Source organism: Afipia clevelandensis ATCC 49720 (assembly GCF_000336555.1).
Lineage (GTDB): Bacteria > Pseudomonadota > Alphaproteobacteria > Rhizobiales > Xanthobacteraceae > Afipia > Afipia clevelandensis.
This window is the reverse complement of sequence record NZ_KB375281.1, coordinates 1,958,761-1,974,055: the sequence shown is the minus strand read 5'-3', so window position 1 is coordinate 1,974,055 and position 15,295 is coordinate 1,958,761. Positions and strand designations below refer to the sequence as shown.

Here is a 15,295-nt window from a genome sequence, read left to right as displayed (position 1 = left end):
CGATGAAGGAGAATGTCTGATGCGTGTGTTTGTCACCGGCGCGACCGGATTTGTCGGCGAGGCCGTGGTTCAGGAATTAATCGGAGCAGGGCACACGGTGCTCGGCCTTGCGCGCTCCGACGAGGGCGCCAAAAAGCTGACAGCGGCGGGTGCGCAAGTTCATCGCGGCGATATGGAGGACCTGGAGAGTTTGCGCAGCGGCGCCGCGGCGGCTGACGGCGTGATCCATCTCGCCTTCAATCACGATTTCTCGAAATTCGCGGACAATTGCGAGATGGACCGGCGCGCCATTGAGACCCTCGGCTCTGTGCTGGAAGGATCGGAGCGGCCGCTGCTGGTTACATCAGGTCTGGCGCTGGTCGCACCCGGCCGCCTTGCGACCGAGGCGGACGGTCCTTCACCGGGTTTTCCGCGCATGTCGGAGGCCGCAGCGCAAGCACTCGCAGCCCGGGGCGTGCGGGCGGCATCGGTGCGCTTGGCGCCGTCGACGCATGGCGCTGGCGATCACGGTTTCGTTCCGAACCTGATCAAACTCGCGCGCGAGACAGGTGTTTCGGCCTACATCGGCGACGGAATGAACAGGTGGCCGGGCGTGCACCGCTTCGATGCTGCGCGGCTTTACCGGCTTGCGCTTGAGCGCGGCGCGACCGATGGCCCATATCATGCGGTCGCGGACGAAGGCGTTCCGTTCAAGGAGATTGCCCGTGTGATCGGCTGGTGGCTGAGTGTGCCGGTGGTCTCCAAGTCGCCGGAAGAGGCCGCCGATCATTTCGGATGGTTCACCCGGTTCGCGGGAATGGATATCCCCGCATCAAGCGAATGGACGCGCAACCTCCTGAACTGGCGGCCGACGCATCCCGATCTGCTGACGGACATCGATCAGAAGGCATATTTTGAAGTGTAACGGCGTGTCGCTATTGGCGCGATCTTTCAACGAGTCGTCCCGGCGAAGGCCGGGACGAGGTGCACACTGTCCTTAAACCTCGAGCCATTCCTTGCGGACGGACTCGTTGGCCCTCAGATCGGCGGGCGTGCCCTCGAACACGATGCGGCCGTGGCCCATCACGTAGAGCCGGTGCGAAATGCGCATGGCGATCGACAGTTTCTGCTCGACCAGCAGGATCGCAACGCCGCGCTTGGCGATTTCCGCGATCAGGTCGCCGACCTGTTGCACGATCAGCGGCGCGAGACCTTCGGTCGGCTCGTCGATCATGATGAGTTCGGGGTCGCCCATCAGCGTCCGGCAGATGGTGAGCATCTGCTTCTCGCCGCCCGACATGACGCCCGCCGCGGTGTCGGCGCGCGCCTTCAGGTTCGGGAACATTTCGAGCATGTCGTCGGGCTTCCATTTGCCCGGATGTTTCGTGTCCTTGATGCCGAGCAGCAGGTTCTGCCGCACGGTGAGGCCGGGGAAGATGTCACGGTGCTCGGGCACGTAGCCGAGGCCGAGGTGGGCGATCTTGTAGCTCGGCAGGCCGGCGATGTTCTGGCCCTTGAAGTTGATGGTGCCGTGGGGCGGCACCTCGCCCATGATCGCCTTCACGGTGGTCGAACGGCCGACGCCGTTGCGGCCGAGCAGGCTGACCACCTCGCCGGCGGCGATGTTCATGTCGACGCCTTGGAGGATGTGGCTTTTGCCGTAATAGGCGTGCAGATCGCGAACTTCCAACATCAGGCCGCTTCCTCGCCCAGATAGGCTTCCTTGACCTTCGCACTATTGCGAATTTCCTCCGGCGCGCCGGAGGCGATGACATGGCCATAGACCAGCACCGAGATGCGGTCGGCAAGGCCGAACACGACGCTCATGTCATGCTCGACGATCAGCAGCGTCTTGCCGACGGTGAGGCGCCGGATCAGTTCCACGGCGCGCTCGGTTTCCGCGTGGCTCATGCCCGCGGTCGGTTCGTCCAGCAGGATGACATCCGCGCCGCCAGCCGTGGTGATGCCGATTTCCAGCGCGCGCTGTTCGGCATAGGTCAGAAGGCCTGCGGGAATGTCGCGGCGCGAGGTGAGGCTGATGTCCTCGAGAATCTGCGCGGTGCGCTCGCGCACCTCCGGCAGATTTTCGACGCTTTTCCAGAACGCATATTTGTGCCCGGTCGCCCACAGCACGGCGCAACGCAGGTTTTCCCACACCGTCATGTTGGCGAACACGTTGGTGACCTGGAAACTGCGCGACAGGCCGCGCCGGTTGATCTTGTAGGGCGGCAGGCCGTCGATGCGCTCGCCGCGCATCAGGACCTCCCCGCTGGTCGGCGCCATGTAGCCGCTGATCAGATTGAACGTCGTGGACTTTCCGGCGCCGTTCGGTCCGATCAGGGCGTGGCGTTCGCCCTGCGCGACCTGCAGGTTGAGATCGCGGATCACCTTGGTGATGCCGAAGCTCTTCTGCACGTCGCGGATTTCGATGGCGTTGGGCTTTGTCATACGGCCATCTCCTTCGCGCGCGCGACAGTCAGCGCTTCATCCCAGGCTGCCGCAACCCGTTTCCATGTCATGCGCGCGACGAAGAAGCCGCCGACAATCAGGATCAGCGACGTCGCCCATGTGATCGGGCTCGATGCATTGAATGGAATGCCGAACGCCTTGATGTTCGGGTCTTCGGTGGAGTGCATGGTGTGGTGGACGATGGACTCGATCGCCAGCACCAGGCCGATCAGCAGCGCCAGCGTGGGGACGATCGCGACCAGGTATGACGGGATCACCTTGCCGAGCGTGCCGCCGCGGATCAGCGGCCGGTGCATCATCAGCAGGCCCGTGATGCCGCCGGGCGCGAAGGCCACCACCAGAATGAAGAACAGGCCGAAATAGAGCTGCCACACGCTGGTAAGATCGCTGAGACCCAGCGAGAGGAAGGTGACGAAGATCGCGCCGACGACCGGACCGATGAAGAAGCCGACGCCGCCGATATAGGTCGAGAACAGCACCGTGCCGGACTGGACGGCGCCGAGATAGGCCGAGTTGGCGATCTCGAAGTTGATCGCCGCCAGCGCGCCCGCGATTCCGGCAAAGAAGCCGGCGAAACAGAACGCGATGTAGCGCACCACATGCGGATCGTAGCCGACGAACTGCACGCGCTCCGGATTGTCGCGGACCGCGTTGCACATGCGGCCCCAGGGCGTGCGGGTCAGCGCATACATTGCGATCATGCAGAGGAGCGTCCATGCCGCGACCAGATAATAGATCTGGATCTGCGGGCCGAAACTCCAGTCGAACAGCCGGAACAGCTTGGTGCGGTTGGCCGAGACGCCGCCTTCGCCGCCGAAGAAGGTGCGCAAAATCAGCGCGGAGGAAGCGACAAGTTCGGCGACGCCGAGAGAGATCATCGCAAAGGCCGTGCCGCTCCGTTGTGTCGACACCCATCCCAGCAGAATGGCGAAGACGAGTCCGGTGAGGCCGCCGATCAGCGGGATCAGCGGGAGCGGGATCGGCCACTTGTTGCCGCCGATGATGTTGATGGCATGGATGGCGAGAAATCCGCCGAGGCCGTAATAGACTGCGTGGCCGAATGACAGCATGCCGGTCTGGCCGAGCAGGATGTTGTAGGACAGCGCGAAGATGATCGAGATGCCGATCAGGCAAAAGGTCGTGAGTGATCCGCCGGACGAAAAGATTTTCGGCAGCACGATCAGCAGGACGGCCGTGGCAACCCAGAGGCCATAGAATTTGGCCTTGTCGCTGGCGGACGGCGGAGGAGGCGCGGCGCGCAAGATAGTATCACTCATGTTTCGCGCGTCCCCAAGAGGCCCATCGGCCGGAAGATCAGGATCAGCACCAGCAGAACGTAGGGCATGATCGGTGCAATCTGCGCGATCGTGACGTTCCAGATGTCGGACACCCATGTCGCAGCCCAGGCCGGGCTCAGGGGTCCGAAGATTTCAGACAGCGATCCGTTCATCGAAACCGCGAATGTCTGCAGCAGCCCGATCAGCAGGGACGCGATGAAGGCGCCCGGCAGCGAGCCGAGACCGCCGACGACCACCACGACGAACAGGATCGGGCCGAGCAGCGCCGCCATGTTGGACTGGGTGACGAGGGCAGGGCCGGCGATGACGCCGGCGACAGCCGCCAGCGCGGTGCCGACGCCGAACACCAGCATGAAGATGCGCCCGACATTATGGCCGAGGTGACCCACCATGTGCGGATGGGTCAGCGCGGCCTGGACGATCAGCCCGATGCGGGTGCGCTTGAGCACCACCAGAAGGCCGACGAAGATCACGATGGATACGGCCAGCATGAACATCTTGTAGGCCGGATAGTTGGTCGAGAAGATCGTGAAGGCGGGAAAGTCGAGCGAAGCCGGGACACGGAAGTCCAGCGGGCTTTTGCCCCAGATGATCTGGACGATTTCCTCGATCGCAAAGGCAAGGCCGAAGGTGAACAGCAGTTCGGCGACGTGGCCGTTCTTGTGAACGCGCCGCAAGCCGTAGCGTTCGACTCCGGCGCCGATGATGCCGGCCAGGATCGGCGCGACAACCAGCGCGGGCCAGAACCCGAACCAGTGGGCGATCTGATAACCGAAGAAAGCGCCCAGCATGTAGAAACTGGCATGGGCGAAGTTCAGCACGCCGAGCATGCTGAAGATGACCGTCAGGCCGCTGGCCATCAGGAACAACAGCATCCCGAACAGGACACCGTTCAACGTGGATATGACGATAAGCTCAAGCACGACCCCAGCACTCCCCCCGGATACGTGAAGGTCCCGTTCACCCCGGCCGCGCCGGGGTGAACGTCATTGACAGGTGAAAAGAGTCTGCAGTGACCGCTTATGGACGGGTCATCTTGCAGGTGGTCGGCAGGACAGTCTTGTCGGTGTCGATCTTGGCGACGACGTGCCAGCCCCAGCCGGTCTTTTCTTCGTCGAACTGTTCGTCCGGCTTACGTTCGCCCAGCGAAGCGATGTACATCGGCTGGAAGAACTGGTGGTCGTCCTTGCGCATGAAGCCCTTGCCGCCGTTGAAGACTTCAAACTCCATGCCTTCGAGCGCAGCCGCAACCTTGACGGGCTCGAGCGACTTGGCCTTTTCCGCCGCTGCGGCGAACATCCGCATCTCGTTTACGGCGCGGGGGTAGAACAGGCTGAAGTCGTACTTGGCGCGCAAGGCCTTTTCAAACTTCTCCGACGACTCGTGCTTGATGTTCGCCACGCCTTCGGCGATCTGGAAGACCTGATGGTTCAGGCCGGCCTGCTTGATTGCCGTCGGGCCACCGGTGCCGCCTGCATAGTAGGTGTACCAGTTGACCTTGAGGCCGGCATCGGCGGCCGCCTTCAGCAGCAGCGCGATGTCCTGGCCCCAGTTGCCGGTGATGACGCTGTCGGCGCCCGACGCCTTGATTTTTGCAATGTAGGGCGCGAAATCCGTGATCTTCAGCAGCGGATGCTTTTCGTCGCCGACGATCTCGATGTCGGGACGCTTTTCCTTGAGCATCGCGCGGGCCGCGGTGCGAACGGATTCACCGAAGGAATAGTCCTGATTGATCAGGTAAATCTTTTTGATCGTCGGGACGGTCTTCATGTAGTTGGTGAGGGCCGCCATCTTGATGTCGGAGTTCGCGTCCCAGCGGAAGTGCGAGAAGCTGCATTTTTCGTTGGTCAGCACCGGATCGACCGCAGCGTAGTTGAAGAACAGAACTTCCTTGCCCGGATTGCGTTCGTTGTACTTGTTGACGAACTCGGCCAGCGCGATCGCAACGGCCGAGCCGTTACCCTGTGTGAGATAGCGCACGCCGGCGTCGATCGCCTTCTGTGCCTGGATTAGCGATTCCTGCGGATTGGTCTTGTTGTCGTAAGGAACGATCTCGACCTTCTTGCCGAGAATGCCGCCCTTGGCGTTCAGTTCGTCGGCCAGGAACTGATAGGTCTTGAAGCCGACTTCGCCGATGCTGGCGCCGCCGCCGGACAACGGATCGATGTAACCGATTTTCACGGTATCCTGCGCCATCGCCGCTCCGCCCAGCATGGGAAGCGCGAATGCCGCAGCCATCATCAATTTACGCATAGTGATCTCCCTTAAGATCGTTTTTGTGATCGGCCGGTTGTTGTCATCAATGGTCAGGATATTGATCCTGTACCGGACGGGCCGTTTCATGGGCCGGATTGTGGTCCAACGCTTCGCGGGCTGCAAGCCCGCTGTTGAAACCTTGAGGGAAATGCTTAATCACAGGGCGGAAACGGCATGTTCGCTTTTGCTTGCGTGGCATGCCATACCGGCCTATGCCGATCTGTCGCACGGGGGTGCGAACGGCCGGTCTGGCGGGTGCGAATGGACCGCCTGCTGGGGCAAATCTTTCCTGATCGGGCGCATGTGATCGTAAATGGCTTCGCTACCGTTTGAACTGAAAGGCAAGCGCGTGTTCGTCGCGGGCCATCGCGGCATGGTAGGCAGCGCCATTGCGCGCCGGCTCGCGCGGGAGAATGTTGACATCCTTACCGCGCCGAGAAGCGAACTCGATCTGCTCGATCAGGCCGCCGTCAACCGGTGGTTCGCCGCCAATCGCCCGCAGGTTGTGTTTCACGCGGCCGCCAAGGTCGGCGGCATCGTCGCCAACAACACGCTGCGCGCCGAGTTCATTTACGAGAATCTGCTGATCGCGACCAACGTGATTCATGCCGCGCATGAGCATGGGGTGGAGAAGCTGCTGTTTCTCGGCTCCTCCTGCATCTATCCGAAACTCGCGCCGCAGCCGTTGCGCGAGGATTCGCTGCTGACCGATACGCTGGAGCCGACCAACGAGCCTTACGCGATCGCAAAGATCGCCGGCGTCAAGATGGCGGAAGCCTATCGCGACCAGTATGGCAGCGACTTCATCAGCATCATGCCGACCAATCTCTACGGCCCCGGCGACAACTACCATCCCGAATACAGCCATGTGGTCGCGGCGCTGATCCGCCGCTTCCACGAGGCGAAGGAAACCGGCGCGCGGGAGGTCGTGGTGTGGGGAACCGGCACGCCGCGGCGTGAGTTTCTTTATGTCGACGACATGGCCGATGCGTCGGTTCACCTGATGAAGACCTATTCCGAGGGCGGGCTGATCAATGTCGGCACCGGCGAGGATATTTCCATCGCGGATTTCGCCCGCGTGGTCGCAAAGACCGTGGGCTACACCGGCGAGATCGTGTTCGACACTTCCAGGCCGGACGGCACGCCGCGCAAGCTGCTGGATGTCGGCAAGCTGGCGGCGTTCGGCTGGCGGGCAACGACCTCTCTTGAGGACGGCATGAAGCGCGCCTATCAGGCCTACCTGACAGAGCGCTCGCCCGCCTGATGCGTTCCGCACAGGCGCCGGAACCTTGATCAGGCCATAGGAACACGGTTCGTATTGCGCCGTTGTGTCTCCATCTTGGAAACATGGAGAACTGCAATGACCCAGCAATCGAACGAAACATCGTCCCTCATCGGCAGCGACAAGGTGGAGGGAACCGCGGTGTACGGCGCGGATGGTGAAAAGATCGGCTCGATCGAGCGCGTGATGATCCAGAAGACCACCGGCAAGGTGTCTTATGCCGTTCTCAGCTTCGGCGGCTTCCTCGGGATCGGCGACGATCACTATCCGCTGCCGTGGGCGTCGCTGAAATACAATACCGAGCTCGGCGGCTATCAAACCATGGTGCCGGTCGAGAAGCTGAAAGACGCGCCGCACTACGCCAATGACAGCGATTGGGACTGGGGCAGCGCCACCCGCACCAAGGGCCTCAGCGACTATTACGGCGTCGTGATGTAATCTGCGGCGTATGCTAAAGCTGATCGGGCGCGCGGATACGTCTGCGCGCCCTTTGCTTGAGCAGCATCTAATGGGCGATCCGTTCGATCTTCAGCGATTCGTGAATGCGCAGGACGGCGTCTATCCGCGCGTTGTCGCGGAGTTGCGGGCGGGCCGCAAGCAGAGCCACTGGATGTGGTTCATCTTTCCGCAGATCGAAGGGCTTGGCTTCAGCACCATGGCGCAGCGCTACGCCATCGCCTCGCGCGCGGAGGCCGTGGCTTATCTCGGCCATCAGGTTCTTGGACCACGCCTTCGCGAATGCACGGAGTTAGTAAACGCGATCACCGGCGGGGACATTCATGCCATTCTCGGCAGTCCGGACGACATGAAGTTCAGATCGTCGATGACCTTGTTTGCAAACGTGACGCCCGACAATGCGGATTTTCTCGCCGCACTGGACAAATACTACGGCGGCGCGTTCGATGCGGCGACGCTGGCGCGGCTATGAGCGCAAGAGAATGGATATGAAACAGACCCCCGTCACCTTCACCGATGTTGAAACCATCGCAACCTCGGTTCTGACCGTGCCGACGAAGGGCGAGGGCTTCACCGACATCACGCGCGAGGTCGCGCGCTTCCTGCACGAGGCGGGCGGCAGCAACGGCAGCGTCAGTCTGTTTATCCGGCACACCTCGGCATCGTTGACCGTTCAGGAAAATGCCGATCCCGACGTGCTCGCGGATCTGCTCACCTCGCTGCGCCGGCTCGCGCCTGCCGAAGGCGGCTGGCGTCACACCGTCGAGGGACCGGATGACATGCCGGCGCATATCAAGACCATGCTGACATCGGTCAGCCTGCAGGTTCCTGTGATCGGCGGCGCGCTCGCGCTCGGCACCTGGCAGGCGATCTATCTGATCGAGCACCGCACGCGGCCGCACAGCCGCGAGATCGTGATGCAGTTTATGGGGAGTTGAATATCAGCGTCACTTTGCGATGCGCTTCCTCGCCCCGTTTACGGGGAGAGGGGGCTTCTCGAAAAGCAGATTGCCCCTCACCCGCCATGCTGACGCATGTCGACCTCTCCCCGTAAACGGGGAGAGGTAAGGTCAACTCGCCGCGCTTGCAGTTTTGCCGCCGCTCTTTTTTGCCTTCGGCTTCGGCAAGGTCGCCGATGTTCCGATCACCTCATTGCGCTCAAGCTGGGCGATCTCCGCGTCACTGAGTCCAAGTACCTCGCGCAGCACCTCGTGATTGTGCTGCCCGAGGGTCGGAGCGAGATGGGTGATCGCGTAAGGCAGTTCGCTGTCGCCTTCGCGATAGGCCACGGATGGCAACAGATGCGGCCCCATGAAGGGCCGGTCGCTCGGCTGCCAGTGTCCGGTCTTGAGCAGATGCGGATCGGATGCGAGGTCCTGCGGCAGTTTCGCGATGCCTGCGGGAACACCTGTCTTCTGCAAGGTCACCATTGCAATGTCCGGGCGCACGTCCGCAAGCCAGTGACGGATCGCGACCTCGATGGAATCCTCATGTTCGCGCCGCCCCTCGGCAGTGGCGAGCGCAGGATCGTTCGCAAGGTCGGGCCTGCGCATCGCGCCGCACAGCGCCTTCCACTCATCGTTGCTGCGCACCGACAGCGTCAGCCACTGGTCGATGCCGAGCGTCGGGAAACATCCGTTCGGCACATGTTGCGGATGGCGGTTGCCGATGCGCGGGCTGGTCGCGCCCTTGGCGGATTGTTCGAGAATCGACGGCGCCACCATCGGCAGCATGCATTCGACCTGGCTGAGGTCGATGTGCTGGCCTTCGCCGGTGTTGCGCTGTTGCATAAAGCCGAGCAGCAAAGCTGCCGCGGCATTGAGGCCGCCGATCGGATCGCCGATCGCCGCATGCAACATCACCGGCGGATCGTCCGGCCCGCCGGTGACCGATGGCAGTCCCGAAGCCTGTTCGAGCGTCGAGCCATAGGCGCGCACGCCGCTCCATTTCCCGGTCATGCCGAACGCCGGCATGGTCACCACGATCAGGCGCGGATTGATCTTCAGAATGTCGTCGACGCCGAGGCCGAGGCGCGGCATCACGTCGGCAGCGTAATTGTCGATCACCGCATCGGCATCCTTCATCAGCCGCTTGAGCAGCGAGAGGCCGGCTTCGGTGGTGAGGTCCAGCGTGATGCCGCGCTTGTTGCGGTTGTTCATCTGGAACCAGTAGGTCTTCTCGTAGGTCCGCTCTTCATGATAGGGCGGGCGGGTATCGGTGCCGCGGAACCAGTCGGGATACTGGCACGACTCCACCTTAATGATGTCCGCGCCGAGATCACCCATCTGGCGTGTCGCGGTCGGTCCCGCCCAGCCCATGGTGAGATCGACGATGCGCAGGCCCTTCAGCGGCGGCGCGTCCTGCGGCGTCGCCGCGCGCGTCGCCTTGCGCTTGTGTGAGGGAAGGGCGGCCTTGTCGTCGCTGCCTGCGAGCGGCGCGCGCCCGTTCGGCTTCGGGCGTGAGCGGGTCAGATACTGCGGCAGGACCGGGCCCTCGAACAATGCATTGCCGATCTCGACGGTGCCGAATGCGCCGCGCACGCGATGCACGTCCTGCTCCAGCAGTTCTTTCATATCAGGCACCACCGCGAGCGGCAGCCGCAGGTCGATGCCCATCTCGAACCATTCCAGCGCCGTCTTCTTCAACAGCGCCGGGGTGATGATCGCTTTCAGTTCGTCTGCATGATTGAAGCGGCCGATGGTCGCCGAATACTTCGGATCGGCGCCGAGTTCTGGCATGTCCAGCATGGTGCAGAACGCCGCCCATTGCGCGGGCGTCACCACAGTGACGCCGAGCCAGCCGTGCTTGGTCTGGAAATTTCCGCTCGGATAGCCGCGCCCGAAGCGGTTGATGCCGGGGCGGGGACGGGTGAAGCCGGATTCCAGTGCAAGTCCGGTGTCGAACTCGCTGATGTGCAGCATCGCCTCTAGATTGTTGACGGCGAAGCGGCGCGCGCCGTGCTCGTATCCATAGAGCCCGGCAAGGCTTGGAATGAACGCCGTCAGCCCGCCGACCACGCCGATCTGGCCGTCGCGCGGCAGCACCGGCGGGCCCTCAACCGGGCCGACAAGTTTCACGAGGCCCGCGAGGCTGCGGCACACGGAATCGGTGGCGAGATAGTTGCGGTAGGGGCCATGCTCGCCGAACCACGAGATTGCGGTGATGGCGAGGCCGGGATCGGCCTTGCGCAGGCGATCGTGCGAAATCTGCGAGGCCTTGATCCCGTCGGGGTGCCGCGCATCGAGCAAGAGATCGGCAGTGGCGAGCAATTCGAGAATGCGGCTCGCGCCGTCCGCCGTTTCAGGATCTGCGATGATGCTTTTTTTGTTGGTGTTGAGCCAGGCGAAGGTGAGGCTTTCGCGCTGCCCGCCGCCGACATCGGCCAGCGGCGGAATGCGGCGTCCGGGATCGCCGCTCTGCGGTTCGATCTTGATGACCTCCGCGCCGAAATCCGCAAACAGCTTGCCGCAATAGCCGAGCGTATCGCCCGATCCGAGTTCAACGACACGCAGGGAGGAGAGGGGAAGATTGGGCATTTGGCCTCTGCTTTTTATTTGCTTTGTGGACGCAGGGTGCCTGATCTGTTTCGATCACGCAATCATTACCGGGGCGTCCCGGCGAAGGCGGAAGGTGCTGCAAAAAATGCAGTCGTCATGGCCGGGCTTGACCCGGCCATCCATCTTCTTAGAGACGCATTTTTTTTGAAGAGGATGGATCACCGGGTCAAGCCCGGTGATGACAACTAGACTTGTCGGGCCATCCGCGGCGGCGTCTTGTTCAGTTCAAGCGCCATGGCGCTGATCAGCGGCTTCATGAAAAAGGAATCGTTCGCCGGATAGATATCCGTGTGCAGGCCGTAGGCCTTCAGTTCATCCGAGACAACAGGACCGACCGATGCAACGGGCGTCTGTGCGAGTCCGGCGCGCAGTCTGTCTTCGCAGCCATGCGCGCGCGCCACATCCACCAGCCGCCGCACCTGCCCCGAACTCGTCAATGCAATGGCATCGACACGGCGCTGGGCCATCTCGTCAATCGCGGCAACGATGTTGGTGTCGGCAGCCTCGCCGTCGTAGATATAGGGCAGCACGGTTTCGACCTGCGCGCCCAATGACGTGATCGCGCCGATCAGCTTTGCGTGGTCCTTGTCGGGATAAAGCTGCAGTCCGACGCGATGACCTGTCAGGTCCTGCTGCGCCAGCATCGCGGCGACGCCCTCGGAGGTCGGCGTCTCGGTCTGCACATCGGCCTCAAGGCCGATCTCGCGCAGCGCTCGCACCGGCTTCGGCCCGCGCGCATATCGTTTCGCCTTGCCGATCGCCGCGATCAAATCCTGATCTGCACCGATCCGCTGGGCCACTTTCATGATCCGCCGCAGCCCTTCGCCGGTCATCAGCACCAGATCGTCGAACGGTTTTGCGATGAACAGCCCGATCCAGGCCTCGATGGGGGCAGGGTCCGGCGCATCGCGGATGGTGAACATCGGGCATTGCAGCACATGGGCGCCCTGTTCCTGCAACAGGCGCGAAAATTGCGCTTCCTCGCGCGTTTCCAGAATCAGGATGCGATAACCTTCAAGCCTGCCGGGCATAGGAACCTGTGTGTGGCGAATACGATGGGCGCAGCCTATTGCTGTCATGCATCGCATGCCAGTCGTTTTCAGAGCGATATAACAATTGTCGTCCCCGCGCAGGCAGGGACCCATACTCCCTGAGTCTGGCTGACTCCTGCGAAGCCTGTGTCACCGTTTTGTCGGCGATTGATCCCTAAACGATAGTGTAGGGGTTATGGGTCCCTGCCTGCGCGGGGACGACCCGCGAGAGTTGCGATTGGCGAATGGCCACGACGGTGCTACAGGACGGTTCCATCCGCCTCAGTGGTTCAATCTGAAATCCCATGTCCGCACAGCAATTCGTTCTGACCCTGTCCTGCCCTGATCGCCCCGGCATCGTGTCGGCGGTCTCCACCTTCCTGTTTGCCAACGGGCAGAACATTCTCGACGCCCAGCAATACAGCGACACCGAGACGGGCCGGTTCTTCATGCGGGTGAGCTTCGATTCCCCCGGCGCGCAGGCGGATCTCGCCACGCTGCAGTCCGGTTTCGGCGTGATGGCCAAGCCGTTCGACATGGTCTGGCAGCTTCGCGACCGCGCCGTGCAGCCGCGCGTGGCGCTGATGGTGTCGAAGTTCGATCATTGTCTTGCCGACATTCTCTATCGCTGGCGTCGTGGCGAACTGCCGATGACGCCGACCGCGATCATCTCCAATCATCCGCTGGAAACCTATGCCGGACTCGATTTCGCAGGGATTCCGTTTCACCATCTGCCGGTGACCCGCGCCACCAAGGACGAGCAGGAAGCCAAGGTCTGGCAGATCATCCAGGACACGAAGACTGATCTTGTGGTGCTGGCGCGCTACATGCAGGTGCTGTCGGAGGATCTGGCAGGCAAGCTGTCAGGCCGCTGCATCAACATCCATCACTCGTTCCTGCCGGGCTTCAAGGGCGCCAAGCCCTACCATCAGGCGCATGAGCGCGGGGTCAAGCTGATCGGCGCGACGGCGCATTATGTCACCAGCGATCTCGACGAAGGCCCGATCATCGAGCAGGACATCGAGCGCATCAGCCACCGCGACTCGCCGGAAGACCTCGTGCGCAAGGGCGCGGATATCGAGCGCCGCGTGCTCGCCCGCGCCATCCGCTATCATCTTGAAGATCGCGTAATCCTCAACGGCCGCAAGACTGTGGTCTTCACGGACTGATCTTACGCCGTCAAATGCCGCTCGATATCCTTGATCGGGTGGCCGGTCAGGTCCTTGTCGATCTCGGCGATGACGCGGCTTTTGGTGTCGGCGCCAAGGGAATGGCGCAGGTCCGCCAGGGTGCGGGGCGGGGCCACGATGACAAAGCCGGGAATCTCCCGGTCGCGCGCCAGCGCCTCGAGCGCATCCGCGATGGTTTTGGCAAACCGCTGCTCGCCGATCTCGTGCCAGTCGGTCTGTTCGACGGCGCTGCGGCCGCTGCCGACGCTCTGAAAGCTGCGCCCCGGCCGGCCGGAGCCTTGCTCGCGCGTGGGCGGATTGTCGTTGGTCAAAATCCGTTCCGTTTTCAGGTCCAGCGCGGCTCCGTTGCCTTCATTGCGCAGGAACAGCGCCTTGCGTCCGTCGCCGACCAGGACATACGTGTTGTGGGGAATGCGGATCATGTCAGGTTTTGCGGCCATCTGATGACTCCGGCAGGGAATATACCAATAGCGGAAGCACGGTTTTCGTTCCCCCGGCGGGTTAAACGGCTGGAAACCCTGACAGCAAAACGCGGCCATAGCCTGCGTGCAACGCGGAAAAGGCGCTCGGCGTTGCGGGCTGCGATGTGCTACCAGCGCGGCAAGATCGCAGAATGCCTGATCCGGAGACCATGATGCAGCGAACGAGGCCGCCGTTTCGCGCCGACCATGTCGGCAGCCTGTTGCGGCCGCCGCGGCTCAGGGAGGCCCGCGCCCGTTTCGCGGGCGGTGAAATTGCCGCAGCCGAATTGCAGCGCATCGAGTCGCTCGAAATCAGCACGGCGGTCCAGCGCCAGAAACAGAATGGCCTGCGCCTTGCCACCGACGGTGAGTTTCGCCGCGCCTGGTGGCATTTCGATTTTCTGAAATTCCTCGGCGGATGCGAGATTCACAAGGCCGAAGGCGCGGTTGTCGGGGGCCGTGTCACCAGCGGTGAGAGCATCCGCGTCACCGGCAAGCTGGATTTTCCCGCCGATCATCCGATGCTGGAGCATTTCAAGCTGCTCAAGGATCGCTGCGATCTGGCCGGCGTGACGCCGAAGATGACGATTCCGTCGCCGTCGATGCTGCATTATCGCGGCGGCCGGGATGCCGTCTCGCGCGAGGCCTATCCCGATATCGACGCCTTCTTTGTCGATCTGGCGATGACCTACCGCAAGGCCGTGAAGGCGTTTTACGATGCAGGTTGCCGCTACCTGCAATTCGACGATACGTCATGGGGCTATTTCTGCTCGGAAGACCAGCGCGCCAAGCTGCGCGCGCGCGGGGAGGACCCGGAGACGCTGCCCGGCGTCTATGCCCGCGTCATCAATTACGCGATCGCCGAACGTCCCCCCGACATGACCATCACCACCCACGTTTGCCGCGGCAACTTCCGCTCCAACTGGATTGCGTCCGGCGGCTATGAGCCGGTCGCCGAGCTTCTTCTCGCGGGCGTGAACTATGACGGCTATTTTCTCGAATACGATTCCGACCGCGCCGGCGGTTTTGAGCCGCTGCGCTTCCTGACAGCCGGAAACAAGATCGTCGTGCTGGGTCTTGTGACCTCGAAAGACGGTGCGCTGGAGACAAAGGACGACATCAAACGGCGCATTGATGAAGCGGCGCGGCTTGTGGCGCTCGATCAACTCGCGCTGTCGCCGCAATGCGGCTTCGCCTCGACCGAGGAAGGCAACATCCTCACCGAGGATCAGCAATGGGCCAAGCTGCGTTTCGTCGCCGATGTCGCGGGCGAGGTGTGGGGCAGGTAGTTCGCGCAACTGCATTGAGACGAAACA

16 protein-coding genes are annotated in these 15,295 nt (G+C 62.4%); 8 read left to right on the top strand and 8 right to left on the bottom strand.

The features are described from left to right. Window positions 1-19 precede the first annotated feature (19 nt). Complete coding sequence (locus tag HMPREF9696_RS09465) at window positions 20-904, top strand: SDR family oxidoreductase (RefSeq protein WP_002712767.1); 885 nt, start codon at window positions 20-22, stop codon at window positions 902-904. Window positions 905-976: 72 nt separating this feature from the next. On the opposite strand, the gene HMPREF9696_RS09460 is transcribed toward HMPREF9696_RS09465, so the two are convergent. From HMPREF9696_RS09460 to HMPREF9696_RS09440, 5 genes are all read right to left on the bottom strand, one after another. Then, window positions 977-1,672 carry an ABC transporter ATP-binding protein gene (locus tag HMPREF9696_RS09460; protein ID WP_002712766.1) on the bottom strand — a complete coding sequence of 232 codons (696 nt, stop codon included), beginning with the start codon at window positions 1,670-1,672 and terminating at the stop codon, window positions 977-979. Continuing rightward, complete coding sequence (locus HMPREF9696_RS09455; RefSeq protein ID WP_002712765.1) at window positions 1,672-2,427, bottom strand: ABC transporter ATP-binding protein; 756 nt, start codon at window positions 2,425-2,427, stop codon at window positions 1,672-1,674. Before HMPREF9696_RS09455 ends, HMPREF9696_RS09460 begins: the two co-directional genes overlap by 1 nt. Next, complete coding sequence (locus tag HMPREF9696_RS09450; RefSeq protein WP_002712764.1) at window positions 2,424-3,725, bottom strand: branched-chain amino acid ABC transporter permease; 1,302 nt, start codon at window positions 3,723-3,725, stop codon at window positions 2,424-2,426. Before HMPREF9696_RS09450 ends, HMPREF9696_RS09455 begins: the two co-directional genes overlap by 4 nt. Then, window positions 3,722-4,669, bottom strand: coding sequence for a branched-chain amino acid ABC transporter permease (locus HMPREF9696_RS09445; protein ID WP_002712763.1), 948 nt, complete (start codon window positions 4,667-4,669; stop codon window positions 3,722-3,724). The genes HMPREF9696_RS09450 and HMPREF9696_RS09445 overlap by 4 nt, the downstream gene beginning before the upstream one ends. 97 nt (window positions 4,670-4,766) lie before the next feature. Next, the gene (locus HMPREF9696_RS09440) at window positions 4,767-5,999 is read right to left on the bottom strand and encodes a branched-chain amino acid ABC transporter substrate-binding protein (protein ID WP_002712762.1); all 1,233 of its coding nucleotides are present in this window, start codon (window positions 5,997-5,999) and stop codon (window positions 4,767-4,769) included. A gap of 1 nt (window position 6,000) precedes the next feature. Here HMPREF9696_RS09440 and HMPREF9696_RS21940 point away from each other — a divergent pair, with 1 nt between their 5' ends. The 5 genes from HMPREF9696_RS21940 to HMPREF9696_RS09415 all read left to right on the top strand — a co-directional run bounded on the left by HMPREF9696_RS21940 (window position 6,001) and on the right by HMPREF9696_RS09415 (window position 8,678). Beyond that, the gene (locus HMPREF9696_RS21940; RefSeq protein ID WP_040301340.1) at window positions 6,001-6,309 is read left to right on the top strand and encodes a hypothetical protein; all 309 of its coding nucleotides are present in this window, start codon (window positions 6,001-6,003) and stop codon (window positions 6,307-6,309) included. Window positions 6,310-6,315: 6 nt separating this feature from the next. Continuing rightward, a complete protein-coding gene (fcl, locus tag HMPREF9696_RS09430; RefSeq protein ID WP_002712761.1) occupies window positions 6,316-7,266 on the top strand; it encodes a GDP-L-fucose synthase in 951 nt (316 codons plus the stop codon). A 96-nt stretch (window positions 7,267-7,362) separates the two neighbouring features. Next, the gene (locus tag HMPREF9696_RS09425; protein ID WP_002712760.1) at window positions 7,363-7,722 is read left to right on the top strand and encodes a PRC-barrel domain-containing protein; all 360 of its coding nucleotides are present in this window, start codon (window positions 7,363-7,365) and stop codon (window positions 7,720-7,722) included. A gap of 70 nt (window positions 7,723-7,792) precedes the next feature. After that, window positions 7,793-8,212: a DUF1810 domain-containing protein gene (locus tag HMPREF9696_RS09420; protein ID WP_002712759.1), complete on the top strand. Its 420-nt coding sequence runs from the start codon at window positions 7,793-7,795 to the stop codon at window positions 8,210-8,212. Window positions 8,213-8,222: 10 nt separating this feature from the next. Then, window positions 8,223-8,678 carry a secondary thiamine-phosphate synthase enzyme YjbQ gene (locus HMPREF9696_RS09415; protein WP_040301938.1) on the top strand — a complete coding sequence of 152 codons (456 nt, stop codon included), beginning with the start codon at window positions 8,223-8,225 and terminating at the stop codon, window positions 8,676-8,678. 132 nt (window positions 8,679-8,810) lie between these two features. On the opposite strand, the gene HMPREF9696_RS09410 is transcribed toward HMPREF9696_RS09415, so the two are convergent. Together HMPREF9696_RS09410 and HMPREF9696_RS09405 are read right to left on the bottom strand one after the other, a co-directional pair. Beyond that, window positions 8,811-11,276 carry a CaiB/BaiF CoA-transferase family protein gene (locus tag HMPREF9696_RS09410; protein WP_002712757.1) on the bottom strand — a complete coding sequence of 822 codons (2,466 nt, stop codon included), beginning with the start codon at window positions 11,274-11,276 and terminating at the stop codon, window positions 8,811-8,813. A gap of 206 nt (window positions 11,277-11,482) precedes the next feature. Beyond that, a complete protein-coding gene (locus HMPREF9696_RS09405; RefSeq protein ID WP_002712756.1) occupies window positions 11,483-12,328 on the bottom strand; it encodes a uroporphyrinogen-III synthase in 846 nt (281 codons plus the stop codon). A 305-nt stretch (window positions 12,329-12,633) separates the two neighbouring features. Here HMPREF9696_RS09405 and purU point away from each other — a divergent pair, with 305 nt between their 5' ends. Beyond that, on the top strand, window positions 12,634-13,497 hold the full coding sequence (gene purU / locus HMPREF9696_RS09400) for a formyltetrahydrofolate deformylase (protein ID WP_002712755.1): 864 nt from the start codon (window positions 12,634-12,636) through the stop codon (window positions 13,495-13,497). 2 nt (window positions 13,498-13,499) lie between these two features. Here purU and HMPREF9696_RS09395 read toward each other — a convergent pair whose 3' ends face one another. Further along, on the bottom strand, window positions 13,500-13,958 hold the full coding sequence (locus tag HMPREF9696_RS09395) for a baeRF12 domain-containing protein (RefSeq protein WP_002712754.1): 459 nt from the start codon (window positions 13,956-13,958) through the stop codon (window positions 13,500-13,502). 194 nt (window positions 13,959-14,152) lie between these two features. Here HMPREF9696_RS09395 and HMPREF9696_RS09390 point away from each other — a divergent pair, with 194 nt between their 5' ends. Beyond that, window positions 14,153-15,268: a 5-methyltetrahydropteroyltriglutamate--homocysteine S-methyltransferase gene (locus HMPREF9696_RS09390; RefSeq protein ID WP_002712753.1), complete on the top strand. Its 1,116-nt coding sequence runs from the start codon at window positions 14,153-14,155 to the stop codon at window positions 15,266-15,268. The last annotated feature ends 27 nt before the right edge of the window (window positions 15,269-15,295 follow it).